The organism is Pseudomonas sp. GW823-FHT06E10, from assembly GCF_058794995.1.
The window spans coordinates 1-21,318 of the sequence record NZ_JBXAHJ010000009.1 but is presented as its reverse complement, the minus strand read 5'-3'; the positions used below and the strand labels follow the sequence as shown (position 1 = coordinate 21,318).

Genomic DNA, 21,318 nt, shown 5'->3' with positions numbered 1-21,318 from the left:
TGATTACTCCGTGCCCGCAGGATCGGCCTGCAGTGTGGTTTCGACTTCTATTGCCGGCTTGATGTCCGGCTTGACCCACCAGGTGGCCGTGCCGATATCGTATTTAGGCGAGACCTTGGGATGGCCGATGTGGTTCCAGTACGCCACGCGCCAGGTCTTGATGTGCCAGTTGGGTATTACGTAATAGCCCCATTGCAGTACTCGGTCCAGCGCGCGGGCGTGGGCCACCAGGCTGTTGCGCGAATCGGCGTTGATCAGTTGCTCGACCAGTTGATCGACCACCGGATCCTTCAGGCCCATGGAGTTGCGGCTGCCGGGCTTGTCGGCGGCGTCCGACATCCAGAATTCCCGTTGTTCGTTACCCGGCGAGTTGGACTGCGGGAAGCTGCCGACGATCATGTCGAAGTCCCGGGAACGCACGCGGTTGATGTACTGCGAGACGTCGACCCGGCGGATCACCAGATCGATGCCCAGGTCGCTCAGGTTGCGTTTGAACGGCAGCAGCACCCGTTCGAATTCGGTCTGGGCCAACAGGAACTCGATGACCACCGGCTTGCCGGTGGCGTCGACCATCTTGTCATCGACGATGCGCCAGCCGGCCTCCTGCAGCAATTGATAGGCTTGCCGTTGCTGGGCGCGGATCATGCCGCTGCCGTCGGTGGTCGGGTTCTGGAAGGATTCGTTGAACACCTGCGGCGCAAGCTTGCTGCGGAACGGTTCGAGGATCGCCACCTGATCGGTGTCAGGCAGGCCGGTGGCGGCCATTTCCGAGTTCTCGAAATAACTGCGGGTACGCGCGTAGGCACCGTTGAACAGTTGCTTGTTGGTCCATTCGAAATCCAGCAACAGCGACAGGGCCTGGCGCACCCGCACATCCTGGAACACCGGGCGGCGCATATTGAACACGAACCCTTGCATGCCGGTGGGATTGCCGTTGGGAATCTGTTCCTTGACCAGACGACCTTCGGTGACCGCCGCAATGTTGTAGGCGTTGGCCCAGTTCTTCGCGGTCATTTCCAGCCAGTAGTCGAACTGCCCGGCCTTGAGCGCTTCCAGGGCGACGGTGTTGTCGCGGTAGTAGTCGGTGGTCATCACGTCGAAGTTGTAGAAACCGCGATTGACCGGCAGGTCCTTGCCCCAGTAGTCCTTGACCCGCTCGTATCGCACCGAGCGTCCGGCTTTCACTTCGCTGACCTTGTACGGGCCACTGCCCAGCGGGATTTCCAGGTTGCCCTTGTTGAAGTCGCGGTCGGCCCACCAGTGCTTGGGCAGCACCGGCAACTGGCCGAGGATCAGCGGCAACTCGCGGTTGTTGGTGTGCTTGAACTTGAACAGTACGGTGAGCGGGTCTTCGGCGATCACTTCGGCCACATCGCTGTAGTAGCCGCGGTACATCGGCGCGCCGTCCTTGGTCAGCATCTGGAAGCTGAACACCACGTCCTCGGCGCGTACCGCATGGCCGTCATGGAAACGTGCTTCGGGGCGCAGGTAGAAGCGCACCCAGGCGTTGTCCGGGGCTTTCTCGATCAGGCGGGCGATCAAGCCGTACTCGGTGAACGGCTCGTCCAGGCCTTGCTTGGCCAGGGTGTCGTAGATGTTGCCGATATCGTCCGCCGGCACGCCTTTGCTGATGAAGGGGTTAAGGCTGTCGAAGCCGCCGAAACCGGCCTGGCGGAAAATCCCGCCCTTGGGCGCGTCCGGGTTGACGTAGTCGAAGTGTTTGAAATCGGCCGGGTATTTCGGCGGTTCGTTATACAGGGTCACGGCATGTTGCGGGGCGGCGCAGGCCAGCCCGGCGAACAGCAGACCGCTGGCCTGCAGGAGCAGGGCACGGATGGGTTTCATTGATCTTTCTCCGAAGATTTCAGCCACCACGCGTTCAGGCCCAGGGTGTAGGGCGGCGTGGTGACGAAGGCGAGCCGGTTGCGGTACCCCAGGCGGTGATAATTGAGGTACCAGTTGGGAACGATGTAGTGCTGCCACAGCAGCACGCGGTCGAGGGCCTTGCCGGCGGCGACCTGTTCATCGCGGGTCCGGGCGGCCAGCAACTGTTCGAGCAAATGGTCGACCACCGGGTTGGCAATGCCGGCGTAGTTCTTGCTGCCCTTGACCCCGGCCTGGCTGGAGTGAAAGTACTGCCATTGTTCCAGGCCCGGGCTGAGTGTCTGGTTGAGGGTCATCAGAATCATGTCGAAATCGAACTGGTCGAGGCGCTGCTTGTATTGCGCGCGATCGACCGTGCGCAGCCGCGCGTCGATGCCGATGCTGGCCAGGTTCTCGACGTAAGGTTGGAGGATGCGTTCCAGGTTCGGGTTGACCAGCAGCAGTTCCAGGCGCAGCGGCTGCCCGGCGGTGTTTTGCACGCGCTGGCCATTGAGCTTCCAGCCGGCTTCGGCGAGCAGGCCGAGGGCTTTGCGCAGGGTCTCCCGGGGAATGCCGCGGCCATCGGTCTGCGGCAGGCTGAACGGCTCGGTAAAGAGCCTGGCCGGCAGTTGCTCGCGATAGGGCTTGAGCAGCAGCCATTCATGTCCGACCGGCAAACCGCTGGCCGAGAACTCGCTGTTGGGGTAATAGCTCATGGCGCGTTGGTAGGCGCCGCCGAACAGCGAGCGGTTGGTCCATTCAAAGTTGAACATCAGCCCCAGCGCTTCACGGACCTTGGTGTCCGAGAAAGCCGGACGGCGGCTGTTCATGAACAGGCCCTGGGTCTGGGTCGGGATCTGATGGGGAATCTGCGCCTTGATCACCTCGCCGCGGCGTACGGCGGGGAAGTTGTAGCCGGTGTCCCAGTTCTTCGCCTGGTGCTCGATATAGATGTCGAACTCACCGGCCTTGAACGCCTCGAACGCCACGACGCTGTCGCGGTAGAACTCGACTTCCATGTGGTCGAAGTTGTACTTGCCGCGATTGACCGGCAGGTCTTTGCCCCAGTAATCCTTGACCCGTTCGAAGACGATCTGTCGTCCTGGCGTAACCGAGGTGATGCGATACGGCCCGCTGCCCAGCGGCGGCTCGAAAGTGGTGGCCTTGAAGTCGCGGCCTTTCCAGTAGTGCTGCGCCAGCACCGGCATTTCACCCAGGCGCAGGATCAGCAGCGGATTGCCGGCACGCTTGAACACGAAACGGATGCGCTGCGGGTTGAGGATGTCGACCCGTGACACTTCCTGAAGGCTGGTGCGGTACAGCGGATGGCCTTCCTTGAGCAACACGCGATAGGAGAACGCGACGTCGTAGGCGGTGATCGGCGTGCCGTCATGGAAGCGTGCTTCGGGACGCAGGTTGAACACCACCCAGCTGCGGTTCTCGTTGTACTCCACCGACTGGGCAATCAGGCCGTAGCTGGACGCGGGCTCGTCACCCGAAGGTGCGTACTGCCCCGTGCCGACCATCAGCGGTTCGTTTAGCTCGTTGATGCCGTATTGCAGGAAACTCGGCGTGGTGACCGGGCTGGTGCCCTTGAAGGTGTAGGGGTTGAGCGTGTCGAAGGTGCCAAACGCCATCACCCGCAAAGTACCGCCCTTGGGCGCTTGCGGGTTGACCCAGTCGAAGTGGGTAAATCGGGCCGGGTACTTGAGCGTGCCGAACTGCGCATAACCATGGCTTTCGCTGATCGTCGCGCTTGCGGTGGAGCTCAAGGCCAGGCTGATCAGGAGCAGGGGCAGGGGACGCTTCAAATAGGGGATCCGATCCAGGCGGCTTGGGCTTTGTGGACCGTACAGTAACAGCTTGTATGGACAGGAAAAAGACGGGGGATCCGGGCGATCGCATTCCTGTAGGAGCGAGCTTGCTCGCGATGGTGGTCAATGATGACGCGGGGCACCTGAATCAACTCGGTGCCCTTGGGTTTTTCGCGAGCAGGCTCGCTCCTACAGTTAGTGCGGATTGGCCACCGTCAACATTTGACCAGGCTTGAGCGCCTGGCCGACACGCGGGTTCCAGCGCTTGAGGTGCTGCATCTCTACGTTGAAGCGCTTGGCCACGATGTACAGCGAGTCGCCTTGCTGGACCTTGTACTTGGCCTGCTGCTTTTTGGTATTGGCTGCAATCACGGTGTTGACGCGCCCGGAGTTGCGTTTGCTGTTGTCCTGCATGACCAGGGTCTGGCCCGGCTTGAGGTTCTTGCCGCTCAGTTTGTTCCAGCGTTGCAGGTCCTTCACGTCAACGTTGTTGGCCTTGGCGATGGAACCGAGGTTGTCACCCCGCTTGACCCGATAGGAACGCTTGACGCTGGCGACCTGGCTGTCGTCGGCACCTTCGAAGACCGGCTTGAGCGATTTCTTGCTGATCAGTTCTTCAGGACGCATGGTCTGCAGGCTGCTGGTCAGCAATTGCGCCTTGGAGGTCGGCACCAGCAGATGTTGCGGGCCATCGAGGGTGGTGCGCTGCTTGAAGGCCGGGTTGAGCTGGAACAGTTCGTCTTCGTCGATGTTGGCAACTTCAGCAACCTTGGACAGGTCCATGCGCTGGTTGATTTCGACGACCTGGAAGTAGGGCTCGTTGGCGATCGGATTGAGGTTCACGCCGTAGGCTTCCGGCGCCATCACCACCTGTGACAGTGCCAGCAACTTTGGCACATAGGCCTGGGTTTCAGAGGGCAGCGGCAGGTTCCAGTAGTCGGTCGGCAGGCCGAGGCGTTCGTTGCGCTCAATGGCCCGGCTGACGGTGCCTTCGCCGGCGTTGTAGGCCGCCAGGGCCAGCATCCAGTCGCCGTTGAACATGTCGTGCAGGCGGGTCAGGTAATCCAGGGCGGCGGTGGTCGACGCGGTGATGTCGCGACGGCCATCATAGAAGCGGGTTTGACGCAGGTTGAAGTAACGCCCGGTGGACGGGATGAACTGCCAAAGACCCACCGCGTTGGCCCGGGAATAGGCCATCGGGTTGTAGGCGCTTTCAATCACTGGCAGCAGGGCCAGTTCCAGCGGCATGTTGCGTTCTTCAAGGCGTTCGACGATGTAGTGAATGTAGAGGCTGCCACGTTCGCCGGCGTTTTCGAGGAAAGATGGATTGCTGGCGAACCACAGGCGCTGTTGCTCGATGCGCGGGTTGACGCCCAGCCCGTCTTGCAGCTGGAAGCCCTGGCGCATGCGCTCCCAGACGTCCTGGGGAATTTGCGGGCTGGGTTTTTCGCTGAGCCAGATCGGCTTCTGCTTGGCGCGCGCGGCGATGTTCTGCGTGTGCGCCGCATCGGTCTGCGGCGCATGGCTGGAACAGCCCGCCAGGGTGGCGGACACAGCCACCGCAATGGCTTGAGCCAAGCGGGTCAATGCGTCTGAACTGATGGCTTTGCGAATAGGTGACGACATTGGCTGGAAGTAAGTTCCGGGCAAAAATGTCGGGCGATTCTAGGAAGCGCACCCTGCGCGGTCAACCTTTCAGAATTGTTGCAATCTTGATAGGCCCCTTTAGAACCTGTCTTTCCACGCCCGAAGCGCCGCAAAAACCATATCGGGCGCCGAGTTATCGGTGCCGGTCCGTTCGTCCGCTTTTTCTTTAACGGATGTTTCGCCGGAGCGCAAAAACGGGTTTGTTAGCTTTTCCAGCGCCAGTGTCGACGGCAGCGTCATGATCCCGGATTCCCGTTGGCGGGTGACTTTGGCCAGGCGCTCGGCGGTGTGCGGGTTGTTCGGTTCGACGGCCGCGGCAAACTTCAGGTTGCCGAGGGTGTATTCATGGGTGCAGTACACCAGCGTGTCTTCCGGCAACCCGGCCAGGCGTGTCAGCGAACTGTACATTTGCTGTGGCGTGCCTTCGAACAAGCGTCCGCAGCCGGCAGCAAACAGTGTGTCGCCGCAGAACAGCAAGCCGTGATGGTAATAGGCGATGTGCCCCAGGGTGTGGCCAGGGACTGCGAGGACGTCGAAGTCCCAGCCGAGCACGCAGACCTTGTCGTTGTCCTTGAGCGCAACGTCCCGCGCCGGGATCGTTTCGCTGGCCGGACCATAGACTTTCGCGTCCGTCGCTTTTTTCAGCTGTTCGACGCCGCCGACGTGGTCATGATGGTGATGAGTGATCAAAATATCACTCAGTACCCAGCCCGGATTGGCCGCAAGCCAGGCTTGTACGGGGCCGGCATCACCCGGGTCGACGACCGCGCAGCGCTTGCTGCCGTGGTCTTGTAACAACCAGATGTAGTTGTCGGTGAAGGCGGGCAGGGCAGTGATCTGTATCATCGTCGGATTCGCCAAGCGGAAAACATTGGCGCATCTTAGAACTTCCTGGCGCGTTGGAGAATGCAATGACTGATAAAGCGTTCGCACAAGCCGATCCTGACTGGCTGGCGTTGATCAGCGCCGCCCGCGAGTGGCTGGCCGGTCCCCTCGGGCAATTTCTGCTGGACGAAGAGCGGCGCATGCTCGAAGACGAGCTCGGGCGGTTCTTTGGTGGCTATCTGGTGCATTACGGTCCCTCGGCCCAGACTCCGCCGTCTGCCCCTCAGGTACAGCGCAATGTACGCCTTGGTGCGCCGTTGCCGGGGGTCGAGATCGTTTGTGAGGAGCAGGCCTGGCCGCTGAGCGAGCATGCTGCCGATGTGGTGGTGCTGCAGCATGGCCTGGATTTCTGCCTGTCGCCCCACGGCCTGCTTCGCGAGGCGGCAAGCAGCGTACGTCCCGGCGGGCATTTGCTGATCATTGGCATCAACCCCTGGAGCAGTTGGGGCCTGCGGCATGTGTTTGCCCAGGATGCGCTGCGCAAGGCGCGCTGCATTTCGCCGTCACGGGTCGCCGACTGGCTGAACCTGCTGGGTTTCGCGCTGGAGAAACGTCGCTTCGGGTGCTATCGTCCGCCGCTTGCGTCACCGGCGTGGCAGACCCGCCTGGCCGGTTGGGAGCGCAAGGCCGGTGACTGGCAACTGTCGGGCGGCGGCTTCTATTTATTGGTGGCGCGCAAGATCGTGGTGGGCTTGCGACCGGTCCGTCAGGAGCGGCGCGAACCGATGGGCAAGCTGATCCCGTTGCCGATGGCCAAGGTCAACCGGCGCAACATCGAACCGTAATACACACTTTTCATTTGTGGCCGGGCATGTCCCGGCTTCGGGCGTCGTCGATCAGCGATCGGCGGGCCAGCGCATTTTCTGGATAGATTGGCATGAGCGATAGCGTAGAACTGTTCACCGACGGCGCCTGCAAAGGCAACCCTGGTCCTGGCGGCTGGGGCGCACTGCTGGTGTGCAAGGGCGTCGAAAAGGAACTCTGGGGCGGCGAAGCCAATACCACCAACAACCGCATGGAGCTGATGGGCGCGATCCGTGGCCTGGAGGAACTCAAGCGTCCCTGCGAGGTGTTGTTGGTGACCGACTCGCAGTACGTGATGAAAGGCATCAACGAGTGGATGGACAACTGGAAGAAGCGCGGCTGGAAAACCGCGGCGAAGGAACCGGTGAAAAACGCTGACCTGTGGAAGTTGCTCGACGAGCAGGTCAACCGTCACAAGGTCACCTGGAAATGGGTGCGCGGACACATTGGTCATCACGGCAACGAACGGGCCGACCAGTTGGCCAACCGTGGTGTGGATGAAGTGCGTGGGTACAAGCAGGGCTGATTCGGGTACTGCCGATGCACCGCGCCGTGGCCTTCGCGAGCAAGCCCGCTCCCACACTGGATTCGTGTCGTCCACAAAGTTGTGAGCCGACGCCGATTCAATGTGGGAGCGGGCTTGCTCGCGAAGGCGGCGACTCGGTGTACCTGAAAGACCCCGGCGAGCGTGTTAACATCGCCGCTTTTGCACGATTGACCGATTGAGAGCTGAGCACTGATGGCCACCAGATCCGTTGTACTCGACACCGAAACCACCGGCATGCCGGTGACCGACGGCCACCGGATTATCGAAATCGGCTGTGTCGAGTTGATCGGCCGACGCCTGACGGGCCGGCACTTCCACGTGTACCTGCAACCCGATCGCGAAAGTGACGAGGGCGCGATCGGCGTCCACGGCATCACCAATGAATTCCTCGTGGGCAAGCCGCGTTTTGCCGAGGTGGCCGAAGAGTTCTTCGAGTTCATCAAGGGCGCGCAGCTGATCATCCATAACGCGGCGTTCGACGTTGGCTTCATCAACAACGAATTCGCCCTGATGGGCCAACAGGACCGCGCGGACATCACGCAGCACTGCTCGATCCTCGACACCCTGATGATGGCCCGGGAACGTCACCCGGGGCAGCGCAACAGCCTCGACGCCCTGTGCAAACGCTATGGCGTCGACAACTCCGGCCGTGAACTGCACGGCGCCTTGCTCGACTCCGAGATTCTTGCCGACGTCTACCTGACCATGACCGGGGGGCAGACCAGTCTGTCCCTGGCCGGCAATGCCTCCGATGGCAATGGCTCGGGTGAAGGTGCGGACAATTCGGCCACCGAGATTCGCCGTTTGCCGGCGGACCGTCAGCCGACGCGCATCATCCGCGCCAGTGAAGACGACCTGGCCCGCCACGCGGCGCGCCTGGAAATCATCGGCAAATCCGCTGGTGCCCCGGCGTTGTGGGTGCAGTTGGCCGAGGCTGAAGCGCAGGCATAACACCCTGTTTGGCAGATGCTCGCCACAGGGAAACTCCCTCGTCGCCACAAGTTGGTGCATCCCGCTCGCCACATCCGCTGCAACACTCTACCCTGAGGTGATTGGCAGGCTCTGGTCTGCCGCCTCAGGACGCTGAGCCTCATGTACAAAGACTTGAAATTCCCGGTCCTGATCGTTCATCGCGACATCAAGGCCGACAGCGTTGCCGGTGACCGCGTGCGGGGGATTGCCCGGGAGCTGGAGCAGGAAGGGTTCAGCGTCGTTTCGGCGGTGGACTACACCGAAGGACGACTGGTGGCGTCGACTTACCACGGCCTGTCCTGCATGTTGATTGCCTCTGAAGACGCCAGCACCCATTCTCATTTGTTGCAAAACATGGCCGAACTGATCGGTCTGGCGCGGGTGCGTGCACCGGATCTGCCGATCTTCGCCCTGGGCGAAAAAGTGACCCTGGAAAACGCACCCGCCGACGCCATGGCCGAGCTCAATCAGTTGCGCGGCATTCTTTATCTGTTTGAGGACACCGTGCCCTTTCTCGCCCGGCAGGTGGCCCGCGCCGCGCGCAAGTACCTCGATGGCCTGCTGCCGCCGTTTTTCAAGGCGTTGGTGCAGCACACGGCGGATTCCAACTATTCCTGGCACACCCCCGGTCACGGCGGTGGCGTGGCGTACCACAAGAGCCCGGTCGGGCAGGCGTTTCACCAGTTTTTCGGGGAAAACACCCTGCGCTCGGATCTTTCGGTGTCGGTACCGGAGCTCGGCTCCTTGCTCGATCATACCGGCCCCCTGGCTGAAGCCGAGGCCCGTGCAGCACGCAATTTCGGCGCCGATCACACCTTTTTCGTGATCAATGGCACGTCCACGGCCAACAAGATTGTCTGGCACTCGGTGGTCGCCCGCGATGACCTGGTGCTGGTGGACCGCAATTGCCACAAGTCGGTGCTGCATTCGATCATCATGACCGGCGCCATCCCACTGTACTTGTGTCCTGAGCGTAATGAACTGGGGATCATCGGCCCGATTCCCCTGAGTGAGTTCAGTCGCGAATCGATCCAGGCCAAGATCGACGCCAGTCCGCTGACCAAGGGGCGTTCACCGAAGGTCAAGCTTGCCGTGGTGACCAATTCAACCTATGACGGCCTCTGCTACAACGCTGAGCTGATCAGGCAGCAACTGGGCAATAGCGTTGAGGTGTTGCACTTCGACGAGGCCTGGTACGCCTATGCAGCGTTTCATGAGTTCTTTGCCGGGCGCTACGGCATGGGCACCTCCCGTGATGAAGACAGCCCGTTGGTGTTCACCACCCATTCGACCCACAAGTTGCTGGCGGCCTTCAGTCAGGCATCGATGATTCACGTGCGCGATGGCGGTGCGCGGCAACTGGATCGGGATCGCTTCAACGAAGCATTCATGATGCACATCTCGACCTCGCCGCAGTACGGCATCATCGCCTCGCTGGATGTGGCTTCGGCGATGATGGAAGGGCCGGCCGGGCGTTCGCTGCTGCAGGAAATGTTCGACGAAGCCCTGAGTTTTCGCCGTGCGCTGGCCAATTTGCGCCAGCACATTGCCGCCGATGACTGGTGGTTCTCGATCTGGCAACCGCCGTCGGCGGAAGGCATCGAGCGGGTCGTCACCGAGGACTGGTTGCTGCAACCCGATGCCGACTGGCACGGCTTTGGCGGCGTGACCGACGACTATGTGCTGCTCGACCCGATCAAGGTCACGCTGGTGATGCCGGGATTGACGGCCGGTGGCGCCCTCAGCGAGCGCGGGATTCCGGCAGCGGTGGTCAGCAAGTTCCTGTGGGAGCGCGGCCTGGTGGTCGAGAAGACCGGGCTGTACTCGTTCCTGGTGTTGTTCTCCATGGGCATCACCAAGGGCAAGTGGAGCACGCTGCTCACCGAACTGCTGGAGTTCAAGCGCAGCTATGACGCCAACGTCAGTCTGGCCAGTTGCCTGCCCTGTGTGGCGCAAGAGAATGTCGCACGCTATCAGGGCATGGGGCTGCGTGATCTGTGCGATCAGTTGCATGCCTGTTATCGCAGCAATGCCACCGCCAGGCACCTCAAGCGCATGTACACCGTTCTGCCGGAAGTCGCGATGAAGCCGGCGGACGCCTATGATCAATTGGTGCGGGGTGAAGTCGAAGCCGTGTCGATCGATGCGCTGGACGGGCGGATCGCTGCGGTGATGCTGGTGCCGTACCCACCCGGCATTCCGCTGATCATGCCGGGTGAGCGCTTTACCGAGTCGACCCGCTCGATCATCGATTACCTGGCGTTTGCCCGCACGTTCGATAGCAGTTTTCCGGGATTCGTTGCTGATGTGCACGGATTGCAACATGAAGATCAGGGCAGTGGACGGTGCTACACCGTCGATTGCATCAAGGAATGAGGACATTTCCCAGTATGCAGCCGGTTATAAATCCGAATTATCCAGGGTTGTCGGTACGGGTTGCCGACGAGGGTTTTGCCGCCTATATCTGGGGCAGTGATTTCAGTTTTGAAGTCGCGGCCTACGGTGCGGCACAAATAGGAGCGCCGGTGGCACAGTGGCCTGTCACCCCGATCACGCCTTATCGCAAGTGCTACGGCATCGATCCCGAGGAATTCAGCAGCTTTCGCGATTCTGCCGACAGCGCGATTTTCATGGCTTATCTGGATGACCAGCCCGTGGGGCACCTGGTGGTCAGCACCAACTGGAACGGCTTTGCCCATATCGACGAGCTGGCGGTGCACGCACCGGCCCGGCGGCATGGCGTGGCCAAGGCCCTGCTGGATGTGGCGCAGTTCTGGAGCCGCAAGAAAAAGCTGCCAGGCATCATGCTCGAAACCCAGAACAACAACCTGGGGGCCTGCAGGCTCTATGAACGCTGCGGTTACGTGATTGGTGGGATCGACCACCTGCGCTATCGCGGCATCGATCCGAACACCGCCGAAGTGGCGCTGTTCTGGTATCGATTGTTCGAAAACCCGCTGGAAAATCCGTTCAGTTCGTCAGCATCGCCGCGGCTTGTTCCGTGACGATGGTTAACAGCGTCTGAACCGCCGGAGAGGGTTCGGCGTTTTTCAAGGTCAGGGCGTAGAGGCTGATCGGGACCGCTGGCGCCAGGGGGCAGGTGTCCAGCCCCGAGGCTTTGGCGCCGAGGGCGGTGAAGGGGTCGACGATGGCCAGGCCTTCGCCGGCCTCGACCATGCTGCGCATCATCTGATGCGTCTGGACCCGGGTCTGAATCACCGGGGCAGGGCGCAAACCGTGCAGTTTGTTTTCCAGCGCCGGGCTCAACGGGTCCTGCCCCTCCAGGCCGATCATTGATTGGCCGGCCAGATCCTGCAGTGAAATGTATTTCTGTTTCGGTTGCAGCCAGCCATGGGGGGCGAGCAACTGGAGTTTGCCCTGGGCAATCACATGGCAGTCGAGGTCGGCGTGATCGGGGTCATGCAGGCTCAGGCCCAGATCGCTTTCACGCAGCAGCAGGCTTCTGACGATGTCGCGGGTGGGCTGGCTCAGCAGCGTGCAAGGCGCATCGGGCAGGCGTCGGCGCAGGGCCGCGATGCTGTGTGGCAACAATTGGTTGGCCAGGGGAGGGGTGCAAATGATGCGCAGCGGCGGCGCCAGGTATTGCCTGAGGCTGTTGGCCAGGCGCTGCACCGGTTCGAGCGCATCGTAGACCCGGGCAATTTCCACCTGCAGTTCCCGCGCTTCGCGGGTGGCCTGCAATCGTCCGCGCACGCTGGCGAACAGCATGAAACCCAACTGATCCTCGGCGTCGCGCAGCAAGCGCTCGACTTCGGCCACCGGCAACTGCAGCCATTCGGCGGCGGTGCCCAGGTGACCGGTCTGCAAGAGTGCCTGGATCACTTCGATATGGCGTAAGCGCATGCGTGAAGTCCATGTTCAGCAGGTGGAGGAGTCAGTGGCTGAATCCTACCCCAAGTCCGTGCATATGACTTCTGCTCATAACGACGGGTTATGAAGCGCTGGCGATTTGCGGTTCGCGGGTAATGGTCACGCCGGTTTGCACCAGCATGAATTCATTGTCGTCGACCTTGTTGACGCGGTCGCCAATGGCCAGTTTGTAGGTGGTGACAGGCCCTGAACCTTCTGCCGCCGGGGTGGAGTCCTGAAACTCGTGCACCGAATAAATGCGGCCTTGCGCGTCTCTTGCATGGAACTGACCGACGAGTACTGCTGCCATCTGCTTAGAACCTCTGGAGATAAATCACTCAATTTGCGGCACTGTAGACCGTGCTTGGGCGAGGTAAGTTTTCCTATGGGAAAAAAATAGTCAGGGACGGGGTTTTCGGTCGCCCGCTGTTTGAATCGTCATCTATAACTACAAGCTCTTCCTATCGGACAGTCGAGAAATCTTATGAGCAACGTCTATACGATCGCCGTCGTGGTCGGCAGCTTGAGAAAGGAATCGATCAACCGCAAGGTCGCACGGGCCCTGATAGAATTGGCGCCGGCCAATCTCAAGCTCAACATCGTCGAAATTGGCGATCTGCCGCTCTATAACGAAGATATCGATGGCGCTTCACCGCCGGCAGCCTACAGCACTTTCCGACAACAGGTGAGCTCATCCGACGCGGTGTTGTTCGTGACCCCGGAATACAACCGGTCGGTGCCGGCACCGTTGAAAAACGCGATTGACGTGGGCTCGCGTCCATATGGGAAAAGCGCCTGGAGCGGTAAGCCGGGAGCCGTTATCAGTGTGTCGCCGGGGGCCGTCGGCGGGTTTGGTGCCAATCACAACCTGCGTCAATCCATGGTGTTTCTCAATGTGCCGATGATGCAGCAACCGGAGGCCTATCTGGGGAACGCCGGTTCGGCGTTCGACGAATCGGGCAAGTTGTCCGAGTCGGTAAAGCCGTTCCTGCAAAGTTTCATCAATGCCTACGGGCAATGGGTCGAGCAGCACAAGAAAGACTGATGGTCATTGGCCGGCGCTTTGTCCGGCGGAGCGTTGGACAATCGGGGATACGGTTGTCTCTTTGGACCGGGTTGACCCTATCGCGAGCAAGCTCGCTCCCACAGGGATCTTCAGTGGATACAAGGCGTGTATACGGCTGAGTTCCAATGTGGGAGCGAGCTTGCTCGCGATGGGGCCGGCTCAGACAACGCAAAACTCAGGCATTGCCCGGCACATTCGGCCAAAGATCCGCCACCAGAAACAATCGCTCGGCCTCTTCCCAGTCGCCGCTGGCATTTTCCGTCAGGCGTACCAGCAGTTGTGCTGGCGCCAGCGGGTCCAGGTCATCCAGCCACGCCTGCATCTGTCCGGGGTTCCAGGTGTGCTCCGCCGAATAATGCGCCGGCGCCAGCCAGGCGTGACGGGGCAGGGGTTGCCAGCGACCGGGCGGGCTTTGGGCCAACAACGCCGGCCAATCCTTTTGATGCAACCAGCGACCCCGCAAATGCTGTGGATGGGCACCCAATGGCGGGGCGGCTTGTCCGGGCCACGGGTACAGCAAGTAACCCCCCAGCCATAAATGTGCGCTGAACGCCTGGATATCCAGCGCCGCGAGCACTTCACGGCTCTCGGGGCGTGTGGAAATCGGCAATTGATGCTGGCTCAGGTGCGCCAGTTTGCGGTCGAGCCGGTCGTGGCAGCCCGGGCCCAGCCACTTGGCGGTGTCGTGTCCGTCGCCGGATTGCGGGCCAAGGTAGAGCTTGATCGCCAGTTCCAGGTGATGCACGCCGTCGCGGTCGCGCAGCAGCATGTCCAGTTCACCGAGGGTGTGCCCTTCGCGGCGAATCGGCATGTTGGCGGCAATCAGTTCAATGCCCGGCGCATGCTGCACGGCGAATTGCCAGAGGCGTTCGTAGTACAAACCCAGGCGCCGGGTCCGGGCCTGGGCCAGCCAGTGCAGCAGGCCATAACTGTCCCGATCCAGCTGCCGCAGCCAATGCTCCAGCCGATCCGGTGCCTGCACCCAGTCGCTACCGGCCAGCGGGTGACGCTGCGGCCACGGGGTATTGTCCAGCATGGGCGGCGCGAGGATGACCCACGCCAGGTCACGCACTTCGGGATGGCGTAACTGATGGGGCAGGTGGAGCAAATCCGGAAATAGCATCATCTTGCGAGCATAGCCCGAAACCCGGGCACACCCTTGAAGCTGAAAGGATTTTGTCTACGGGCGGCTTTCGCCCATAATCGTGGTTTTCGCCGCCACGCAGATCCCCGCAGGAGCCCCATGGAGCAATTTCGCAATATCGGCATCATCGGTCGCCTGGGCAGTTCCCAGGTGCTGGATACCGTCCGCCGACTGAAACGGTTTCTGCTCGATCGTCACCTGCACGTGATCCTCGAAGACACCATCGCCGAAGTGCTGCCAGGGCACGGCTTGCAAACCTCGTCGCGCAAGATGCTCGGCGAAGTCTGCGACATGGTCATCGTGGTCGGTGGTGACGGCAGCCTGCTCGGTGCCGCCCGGGCGCTGGCCAAACACAATATTCCGGTGCTCGGCATCAACCGGGGCAGCCTGGGTTTCCTCACCGATATCCGTCCCGATGAGCTGGAAACCAAGGTCGCCGAAGTGCTGGATGGCCACTATCTGGTGGAAAACCGCTTTTTGTTGCAGGCCGAAGTCCGCCGCCACGGTGAGGCCATCGGCCAGGGCGATGCACTGAACGACGTCGTGCTGCACCCCGGCAAATCCACGCGAATGATCGAGTTCGAGCTGTACATCGACGGCCAGTTCGTCTGCAGCCAGAAGGCCGACGGCCTGATCGTCGCGACGCCGACCGGTTCCACCGCCTATGCGTTGTCCGCCGGCGGGCCGATCATGCATCCCAAGCTCGACGCTATTGTGATTGTGCCGATGTACCCCCATACCTTGTCGGGTAGACCGATTGTGGTCGATGGCAACAGTGAGCTGAAAATCGTCGTGTCCAAGGATATGCAGATTTACCCGCAAGTCTCGTGCGACGGGCAGAACCACTTCACCTGCGCACCGGGCGACACCATTACCGTCAGCAAGAAAGCTCAGAAACTGCGGCTGATCCATCCGCTGGACCACAATTACTATGAAGTCTGCCGGACCAAGCTTGGCTGGGGCAGCAAGTTGGGGGGTGGAGGCGACTGATGCTCGATCCCGCGCGTAGCTACGACCTGATCGGTGACGTGCACGGTTGCGCTCTGACCCTGGAGCACTTGCTCGACCGACTCGGTTATCACAAGCAGGGTGGCGTCTGGCGACATGCCTCGCGCATGGCGGTGTTCGTCGGCGATATCATCGACCGCGGCCCGCGGATTCGCGAGGCACTGCATATCGTCCACGACATGGTCGAGGCCGGTCAGGCGCTGTGCATCATGGGCAACCACGAGTTCAATGCGCTGGGCTGGAGCACGCCGGCACTGCCCGGTAGCGGCAAGCAGTTCGTGCGTGAGCACACGCCGCGCCATGCCCGCCTGCTGCACGAAACCCTGACCCAGTTCGAACACCATCCGGGTGACTGGCACGACTTCCAGCAATGGTTCTACCAGTTGCCATTGTTCGTCGATGCCGGGCGTTTTCGCGTGGTCCACGCCTGCTGGGACGCCGGGCTGATCGAGCCGCTGCGGGCGTTGTTCCCCAACGGCTGCGTCGACGAGCATTTTCTCCAGGCGTCGGCGGAGTCGGGCTCTTTTGCCTGCACCGTATTCGACCGGCTGCTGCGCGGCACGGACATGCGTTTGCCCCATGGCCTGACGATGACCAGCGGCGACGGCCTGGTGCGTTCGTTCTTCCGCACCAAGTTCTGGGAAGACGATCCGAAAACCTACGGCGACATCGTGTTCCAACCGGATGCACTGCCGGAACCCGTGGCCCGGACGCCGCTGTCGTCCACCGAAAAGAACAGTTTGCTGCGCTATGGCATCGATGAGCCGCTGTTGTTCGTCGGCCATTACTGGCGCAGCGGCAAGCCGGCACCGATCCGGCCGAACCTGGCCTGTCTGGATTACAGCGCAGTGCTGTACGGCAAACTGGTTGCCTACCGACTGGATCAGGAAACCCGCCTGGATCCGCAAAAATTCGTCTGGGTCGATGTCGAGCGGCCGGAGGTGCTGCAATGAGTGCTGTAGCGGTATTGCGTCTGCCCCTGGCGGTGGACTTGAGCGGGTTCGTCACCCTGCTCAAGCGCATGCAAGTGCCCCATCGGGTCAGCGAGGAAGCTGGCGAGCAGGTGCTGTGGGTGCCGGACAATATCAGTGAAGACGTGCGTGCGCTGTACGAGCGATTTCCCGCGGGCGATCCCGACCAGCAACTGGACATTCCGGTGGCGCATACCGTCAAGCGCCCGGGGTTCGTCGAGCAGTTGAAATACGCCAGGGCCACCGCGCTGGTGCTGCTGCTGAGCCTGGTTGTCGGCGCGGTGACCATGCTGGGCGACAACCTTGAAACGATGCGCTGGCTGACCTTCCTCGAGTTCCGCGTGGTCGGCGAATACATCCACTTCACGCCACTGGCCGACAGCCTGGCGGCGGGGCAGTGGTGGCGCCTGTTCACGCCGATGCTGATCCACTTCGGCATCCTGCACCTGGCGATGAACGGCATGTGGTACTGGGAGCTGGGGCGGCGCATCGAGTCGCGCCAGGGCAGTATCAACCTGATCGGCCTGACCTTGCTGTTCAGCCTGGTGTCGAACTTTGCCCAGTATTTCTTCAGCGGCCCGACCTTATTCGGCGGTTTGTCCGGCGTACTGTACGGCCTGCTCGGGCATTGCTGGATCTTCCAGTTGCTGGCGCCGAACCCGGCCTATCGCCTGCCGCGAGGCGTGCTGGTGATGATGCTGGTGTGGTTGCTGCTGTGCCTGTCCGGGCTGGTCTCGATGATCGGCTTCGGCGAGATCGCCAACGCGGCCCACGTCAGCGGGTTACTCATCGGATGCTTCACCGGTTTGTTGGGCGGTTTGTATAACCGCCGTAAACTGGCCGCCTAATTCAGAACATGCAATAAAGAGACGGAGACCCAATGTCCTCTTTTAACGAAATGATCAAGAACATCACCCCCGATATCTACGAGAGCCTGAAACTGGCCGTGGAAATCGGCAAATGGTCCGACGGTGGCAAGCTCACCGCCGAACAACGCGAGCTGTCGCTGCAGGCGATGATCGCCTGGGAAATCCAGAACCTGCCAGAGGACCAGCGCACCGGCTACATGGGCCCGCAGGAATGCAGCTCCAAGTCGATTCAAGTGCCCAATATCCTGTTCAAGTCGGATGCCATCCATTGATCGAGATTGGCCGCGGTGCAATCAGCAAAATGTCGGCGCGCCTGGACGGGTCGAACGTGCAATACGCATTTCGTCTGGGCGAAATCGAGGTCCCGGTCAATCCGTTGATCGGTACCACGGTGCGCCTGGAATACCTGGGCGCGATCCACTGCACCCATTGCGGACGCAAGACCAAGACCAGTTTCAGCCAGGGTTACTGCTACCCGTGCATGACCAAACTGGCCCAGTGCGACGTGTGCATCATGAGCCCGGAGCGCTGCCACTTCGAGGCTGGCACCTGCCGGGAGCCTGAGTGGGGCCAGAAGTTCTGCATGACCGATCACGTGGTGTACCTGGCCAATTCGTCGGGGGTCAAAGTCGGGATTACCCGCGCCACCCAGTTGCCGACCCGCTGGCTCGACCAGGGTGCGAGCCAGGCCTTGCCGATCATGCGCGTATCGACTCGCCAGCAGTCCGGTTTCGTCGAGGATCTGTTGCGCAGCCAGGTGGCCGACAAGACCAACTGGCGCGCTTTGCTCAAGGGCGATGCGGCGGCGGTGAACCTGGCCGAGGTCCGCGATCAACTGTTCGACAGCTGTGCCGAAGGCTTGCTCGGGTTGCAGCAGCGATTTGGCTTGCAGGCGATCCAGCCGGTGACCGACGTCGAACCGCTGGAAATCCGCTACCCGGTCGAGCAGTACCCGGCGAAGATCGTCAGCTTCAACCTGGACAAGAACCCGATTGCCGAAGGCACGCTGATGGGGATCAAGGGTCAATACCTGATCTTCGACACCGGCGTGATCAACATTCGTAAATACACGGCTTACCAGCTCGCCGTGCATCAGTAAGGACTCCAGCATGCGCACCGAACAACCGAAGATGATCTACCTCAAGGACTATCAGGCGCCCGAGTACCTGATCGACGAAACGCACCTGACCTTCGAGTTGTACGAGGACCACAGCCTGGTCCATGCGCAACTGGTGATGCGCCGCAACCCCGAGCGCGGCCCGGGCCTGCCGCCGCTGGTGCTGGACGGCCAGCAGCTGGAACTGCTGTCGGTCACTCTTGCCGACCAGGAGCTTTCCGAGGCGCAGTATCAGCTGACCGAGAATCACCTGACCCTGCACCCGACCAGCACCACCTTCACGGTCGATACCAGCGTCCGGATCCACCCGGAAACCAATACCGCGCTGGAAGGCCTGTACAAGTCCGGCACGATGTTCTGCACCCAGTGCGAGGCTGAAGGTTTTCGCAAGATCACCTATTACCTCGACCGCCCGGACGTGATGAGCACCTTCACCACCACAGTCGTCGCCGAACAACACAGTTATCCGGTGCTGCTGTCCAACGGCAACCCGATCGCTTCCGGTCCCGGTGAAGAGGGCCGGCACTGGGCGACCTGGGAAGACCCGTTCAAGAAACCGGCGTATCTGTTTGCGCTGGTGGCCGGCGATCTGTGGTGCGTCGAAGACAGCTTCACCACCATGAGCGAGCGCAACGTGGCGCTGCGCATTTACGTCGAGCCGGAAAACATCGACAAGTGCCAGCACGCGATGAACAGCCTGAAGAAATCCATGCGCTGGGACGAAGAGGTCTACGGTCGCGAGTACGACCTGGACATCTTCATGATCGTCGCCGTGAATGACTTCAACATGGGCGCCATGGAAAACAAGGGCCTCAACATTTTCAACTCCAGCGCCGTGCTGGCCAAGGCCGAAACCGCCACCGATGCCGCGCACCAGCGGGTCGAGGCGATCGTCGCCCACGAGTACTTCCACAACTGGTCGGGCAACCGCGTGACCTGCCGCGACTGGTTCCAGTTGTCGCTCAAGGAAGGCTTCACCGTGTTCCGCGATGCCGGTTTCTCCTCGGACATGAACTCGGCCACGGTCAAGCGCATCCAGGATGTGGCGTACCTGCGTACCCACCAGTTCGCCGAAGACGCCGGCCCCATGGCCCACGCCGTGCGCCCGGACAGCTTCATCGAGATTTCCAACTTCTACACCCTGACCGTGTACGAAAAGGGCTCGGAAGTGGTCGGCATGATCCACACCTTGCTCGGCGCCGAAGGCTTCCGTAAAGGCAGCGACCTGTACTTCGAACGCCACGACGGCCAGGCCGTGACCTGCGATGACTTCATCAAGGCCATGGAAGAAGCCAATGGCGTTGACCTGACCCAGTTCAAGCGCTGGTACAGCCAGGCCGGTACACCGCGCCTGGCGGTAACTGAGTCCTACGACGCCGCTGCGAAAACCTACAGCCTGACCTTCCGTCAGAGCTGCCCGGAAACCCCGGACAAGGTGCAAAAACTGCCGTTCGTGATCCCGGTCGAACTGGGGCTGCTGGATTCCAAAGGGGCAGCGATTGCCCTGCGTCTGTCCGGTGAAGCCACCGCGCAAGGCACCTCGCGGGTCATTTCGGTGACCGAAGCCGAGCAGACTTTCACCTTCGTCGACATCGCTGAACAACCGTTGCCGTCGTTGCTGCGCGGCTTCTCGGCGCCAGTGAAATTGAGCTTCCCGTACAACCGTGATCAGCTGATGTTCCTGATGCAGCATGACAGCGACGGCTTCAACCGCTGGGATGCCGGCCAGCAGCTGTCGGTGCAGGTGCTGCAAGAGCTGATCGCCCAGCAGCAGAAGGGCGAAGCGCTGGTACTCGATCAGCGTCTGGTGTCAGCGTTGCGCACGGTGCTTTCGGATGAGTCGCTGGATCAGGCGATGGTCGCGGAAATGCTCTCTCTGCCAAGCGAGGCGTACCTGACCGAGATCAGTGAAGTGGCGGATGTCGAAGCGATTCACACGGCGCGTGAATTTGCCCGTAAGCAACTGGCTGACGCGTTGTTCGAAGGTTTGTGGCTGCGTTATCAGGCCAATCGCGAGTTGTCGAAGCAGACGCCGTACGTGGCCGAGGCTGAACACTTCGCCCGTCGTGGCTTGCAGAACATCGCGTTGTCCTACCTGATGCTCAGCGGCAAGCCGCAAGTCCTGGCTGCGACTCTGGAGCAGTTCGATTCGTGCGACAACATGACCGAGCGCCTGACCGCACTTGCCGTGTTGGTCAATTCACCGTTCGAAGCCGAGAAGGCCAAGGCGCTGGCCAGCTTCGCCGAACACTTCAAGGACAACCCGTTGGTCATGGATCAGTGGTTCAGCGTCCAGGCTGGCAGCGTGTTGCCTGGTGGTCTGGAGCGGGTTCGTCAGTTGATGCAGCATCCTGCGTTCAACATCAAGAATCCGAACAAGGTGCGGGCACTGGTCGGTGCGTTTGCCGGGCAGAACCTGATCAACTTCCATGCCGCTGATGGTTCCGGGTATCGCTTCCTGGCGGATTTGGTGATCGAGTTGAATGGCTTCAATCCGCAGATAGCTTCTCGGCAGTTGGCGCCTTTGACTCGCTGGCGCAAGTACGACAGTGCTCGTCAGGCTTTGATGAAGGCAGAGCTGGAGCGGATTCGGGCTTCGGGGCAGTTGTCCAGTGATGTGTTTGAAGTGGTCAGCAAGAGTTTGGCTTGATCTTGGCTTTTGAACTTGGCGGCCTTTGGGCCGACCAGGTTCTTGGTTGATTGAGTACATATCCGTTGCTGCGGTAACGGCGGCTGGCGGT

General features: G+C 61.1%; 19 protein-coding genes. 12 read left to right on the top strand and 7 right to left on the bottom strand.

Going from position 1 to position 21,318, the window contains the following annotated elements:
• Nucleotides 1-3 precede the first annotated feature (3 nt).
• From AC1Q6Y_RS16000 to gloB, 4 genes are all read right to left on the bottom strand, one after another.
• Nucleotides 4-1,845 (bottom strand): extracellular solute-binding protein, encoded by a 1,842-nt coding sequence (locus AC1Q6Y_RS16000; RefSeq protein ID WP_492624799.1) that lies wholly within the window; start codon nt 1,843-1,845, stop codon nt 4-6.
• Nucleotides 1,842-3,662 (bottom strand): extracellular solute-binding protein, encoded by a 1,821-nt coding sequence (locus AC1Q6Y_RS15995; RefSeq protein ID WP_492624841.1) that lies wholly within the window; start codon nt 3,660-3,662, stop codon nt 1,842-1,844. Before AC1Q6Y_RS15995 ends, AC1Q6Y_RS16000 begins: the two co-directional genes overlap by 4 nt.
• Before the next feature lie 210 nt (nt 3,663-3,872).
• On the bottom strand, nt 3,873-5,303 hold the full coding sequence (locus AC1Q6Y_RS15990) for a transglycosylase SLT domain-containing protein (RefSeq protein WP_057715033.1): 1,431 nt from the start codon (nt 5,301-5,303) through the stop codon (nt 3,873-3,875).
• 99 nt (nt 5,304-5,402) lie between these two features.
• Complete coding sequence (gene gloB, locus AC1Q6Y_RS15985; RefSeq protein WP_057715032.1) at nt 5,403-6,170, bottom strand: hydroxyacylglutathione hydrolase; 768 nt, start codon at nt 6,168-6,170, stop codon at nt 5,403-5,405.
• Between the two features lie 65 nt (nt 6,171-6,235).
• Here gloB and AC1Q6Y_RS15980 point away from each other — a divergent pair, with 65 nt between their 5' ends.
• The 5 genes from AC1Q6Y_RS15980 to AC1Q6Y_RS15960 all read left to right on the top strand — a co-directional run bounded on the left by AC1Q6Y_RS15980 (nt 6,236) and on the right by AC1Q6Y_RS15960 (nt 11,537).
• The gene (locus tag AC1Q6Y_RS15980; RefSeq protein ID WP_007988453.1) at nt 6,236-6,994 is read left to right on the top strand and encodes a class I SAM-dependent methyltransferase; all 759 of its coding nucleotides are present in this window, start codon (nt 6,236-6,238) and stop codon (nt 6,992-6,994) included.
• 92 nt (nt 6,995-7,086) lie between these two features.
• Entirely contained in the window at nt 7,087-7,539 is a 453-nt protein-coding gene (rnhA, locus tag AC1Q6Y_RS15975; protein ID WP_007979123.1) for a ribonuclease HI, read from the top strand.
• Nucleotides 7,540-7,752: 213 nt separating this feature from the next.
• On the top strand, nt 7,753-8,511 hold the full coding sequence (dnaQ, locus tag AC1Q6Y_RS15970) for a DNA polymerase III subunit epsilon (protein WP_046037200.1): 759 nt from the start codon (nt 7,753-7,755) through the stop codon (nt 8,509-8,511).
• Nucleotides 8,512-8,652: 141 nt separating this feature from the next.
• Entirely contained in the window at nt 8,653-10,908 is a 2,256-nt protein-coding gene (locus AC1Q6Y_RS15965; protein WP_090455012.1) for an Orn/Lys/Arg family decarboxylase, read from the top strand.
• Nucleotides 10,909-10,922: 14 nt separating this feature from the next.
• Nucleotides 10,923-11,537 carry a GNAT family N-acetyltransferase gene (locus AC1Q6Y_RS15960; protein WP_057715030.1) on the top strand — a complete coding sequence of 205 codons (615 nt, stop codon included), beginning with the start codon at nt 10,923-10,925 and terminating at the stop codon, nt 11,535-11,537.
• Here AC1Q6Y_RS15960 and AC1Q6Y_RS15955 read toward each other — a convergent pair.
• On the bottom strand, nt 11,503-12,396 hold the full coding sequence (locus AC1Q6Y_RS15955; RefSeq protein ID WP_057715029.1) for a LysR family transcriptional regulator: 894 nt from the start codon (nt 12,394-12,396) through the stop codon (nt 11,503-11,505). The two genes, AC1Q6Y_RS15960 and AC1Q6Y_RS15955, sit on opposite strands and share 35 nt — an antisense overlap.
• An 88-nt stretch (nt 12,397-12,484) precedes the next feature.
• The gene (locus tag AC1Q6Y_RS15950) at nt 12,485-12,712 is read right to left on the bottom strand and encodes a hypothetical protein (RefSeq protein WP_057715028.1); all 228 of its coding nucleotides are present in this window, start codon (nt 12,710-12,712) and stop codon (nt 12,485-12,487) included.
• A 174-nt stretch (nt 12,713-12,886) separates the two neighbouring features.
• Here AC1Q6Y_RS15950 and AC1Q6Y_RS15945 point away from each other — a divergent pair, with 174 nt between their 5' ends.
• Nucleotides 12,887-13,447 (top strand): NADPH-dependent FMN reductase, encoded by a 561-nt coding sequence (locus tag AC1Q6Y_RS15945; protein ID WP_154860111.1) that lies wholly within the window; start codon nt 12,887-12,889, stop codon nt 13,445-13,447.
• A gap of 196 nt (nt 13,448-13,643) precedes the next feature.
• On the opposite strand, the gene AC1Q6Y_RS15940 is transcribed toward AC1Q6Y_RS15945, so the two are convergent.
• Nucleotides 13,644-14,594: a DUF1853 family protein gene (locus AC1Q6Y_RS15940; RefSeq protein ID WP_218498215.1), complete on the bottom strand. Its 951-nt coding sequence runs from the start codon at nt 14,592-14,594 to the stop codon at nt 13,644-13,646.
• Nucleotides 14,595-14,711: 117 nt separating this feature from the next.
• Between AC1Q6Y_RS15940 and AC1Q6Y_RS15935 the strand changes: the two genes are divergently transcribed.
• From AC1Q6Y_RS15935 to pepN, 6 genes are read left to right on the top strand one after another with little or no spacing between them, the layout of a single operon-like run.
• Nucleotides 14,712-15,602 (top strand): NAD(+) kinase, encoded by an 891-nt coding sequence (locus AC1Q6Y_RS15935; protein ID WP_008016128.1) that lies wholly within the window; start codon nt 14,712-14,714, stop codon nt 15,600-15,602.
• On the top strand, nt 15,599-16,573 hold the full coding sequence (locus AC1Q6Y_RS15930; protein WP_371319467.1) for a metallophosphoesterase: 975 nt from the start codon (nt 15,599-15,601) through the stop codon (nt 16,571-16,573). Before AC1Q6Y_RS15935 ends, AC1Q6Y_RS15930 begins: the two co-directional genes overlap by 4 nt.
• On the top strand, nt 16,570-17,439 hold the full coding sequence (locus tag AC1Q6Y_RS15925) for a rhomboid family intramembrane serine protease (protein WP_492624798.1): 870 nt from the start codon (nt 16,570-16,572) through the stop codon (nt 17,437-17,439). Before AC1Q6Y_RS15930 ends, AC1Q6Y_RS15925 begins: the two co-directional genes overlap by 4 nt.
• Nucleotides 17,440-17,471: 32 nt before the next feature.
• Nucleotides 17,472-17,732, top strand: a complete 261-nt coding sequence (locus AC1Q6Y_RS15920; protein WP_053158810.1) for a YeaC family protein — start codon at nt 17,472-17,474, stop codon at nt 17,730-17,732.
• Nucleotides 17,729-18,559, top strand: a complete 831-nt coding sequence (locus AC1Q6Y_RS15915) for a DUF2797 domain-containing protein (RefSeq protein WP_492624797.1) — start codon at nt 17,729-17,731, stop codon at nt 18,557-18,559. Before AC1Q6Y_RS15920 ends, AC1Q6Y_RS15915 begins: the two co-directional genes overlap by 4 nt.
• A gap of 10 nt (nt 18,560-18,569) precedes the next feature.
• Nucleotides 18,570-21,227: an aminopeptidase N gene (gene pepN, locus AC1Q6Y_RS15910; RefSeq protein WP_492624796.1), complete on the top strand. Its 2,658-nt coding sequence runs from the start codon at nt 18,570-18,572 to the stop codon at nt 21,225-21,227.
• Nucleotides 21,228-21,318 lie beyond the last annotated feature (91 nt).

What these genes read in the sequence shown, in the direction of transcription:
- AC1Q6Y_RS15960 (WP_057715030.1), top strand. Translation starts at nt 10,923, where the DNA reads ATGCAGCCGGTTATAAATCCGAATTATCCAGGGTTGTCGGTACGGGTT.
- AC1Q6Y_RS15920 (WP_053158810.1), top strand. Translation starts at nt 17,472, where the DNA reads ATGTCCTCTTTTAACGAAATGATCAAGAACATCACCCCCGATATCTAC.
- AC1Q6Y_RS15955 (WP_057715029.1), bottom strand. Translation starts at nt 12,396, where the DNA reads ATGCGCTTACGCCATATCGAAGTGATCCAGGCACTCTTGCAGACCGGT.
- AC1Q6Y_RS15980 (WP_007988453.1), top strand. Translation starts at nt 6,236, where the DNA reads ATGACTGATAAAGCGTTCGCACAAGCCGATCCTGACTGGCTGGCGTTG.
- AC1Q6Y_RS16000 (WP_492624799.1), bottom strand. Translation starts at nt 1,845, where the DNA reads ATGAAACCCATCCGTGCCCTGCTCCTGCAGGCCAGCGGTCTGCTGTTC.
- AC1Q6Y_RS15945 (WP_154860111.1), top strand. Translation starts at nt 12,887, where the DNA reads ATGAGCAACGTCTATACGATCGCCGTCGTGGTCGGCAGCTTGAGAAAG.
- rnhA (WP_007979123.1), top strand. Translation starts at nt 7,087, where the DNA reads ATGAGCGATAGCGTAGAACTGTTCACCGACGGCGCCTGCAAAGGCAAC.
- pepN (WP_492624796.1), top strand. Translation starts at nt 18,570, where the DNA reads ATGCGCACCGAACAACCGAAGATGATCTACCTCAAGGACTATCAGGCG.
- AC1Q6Y_RS15965 (WP_090455012.1), top strand. Translation starts at nt 8,653, where the DNA reads ATGTACAAAGACTTGAAATTCCCGGTCCTGATCGTTCATCGCGACATC.
- dnaQ (WP_046037200.1), top strand. Translation starts at nt 7,753, where the DNA reads ATGGCCACCAGATCCGTTGTACTCGACACCGAAACCACCGGCATGCCG.
- AC1Q6Y_RS15925 (WP_492624798.1), top strand. Translation starts at nt 16,570, where the DNA reads ATGAGTGCTGTAGCGGTATTGCGTCTGCCCCTGGCGGTGGACTTGAGC.
- gloB (WP_057715032.1), bottom strand. Translation starts at nt 6,170, where the DNA reads ATGATACAGATCACTGCCCTGCCCGCCTTCACCGACAACTACATCTGG.
- AC1Q6Y_RS15950 (WP_057715028.1), bottom strand. Translation starts at nt 12,712, where the DNA reads ATGGCAGCAGTACTCGTCGGTCAGTTCCATGCAAGAGACGCGCAAGGC.
- AC1Q6Y_RS15940 (WP_218498215.1), bottom strand. Translation starts at nt 14,594, where the DNA reads ATGATGCTATTTCCGGATTTGCTCCACCTGCCCCATCAGTTACGCCAT.
- AC1Q6Y_RS15990 (WP_057715033.1), bottom strand. Translation starts at nt 5,303, where the DNA reads ATGTCGTCACCTATTCGCAAAGCCATCAGTTCAGACGCATTGACCCGC.
- AC1Q6Y_RS15935 (WP_008016128.1), top strand. Translation starts at nt 14,712, where the DNA reads ATGGAGCAATTTCGCAATATCGGCATCATCGGTCGCCTGGGCAGTTCC.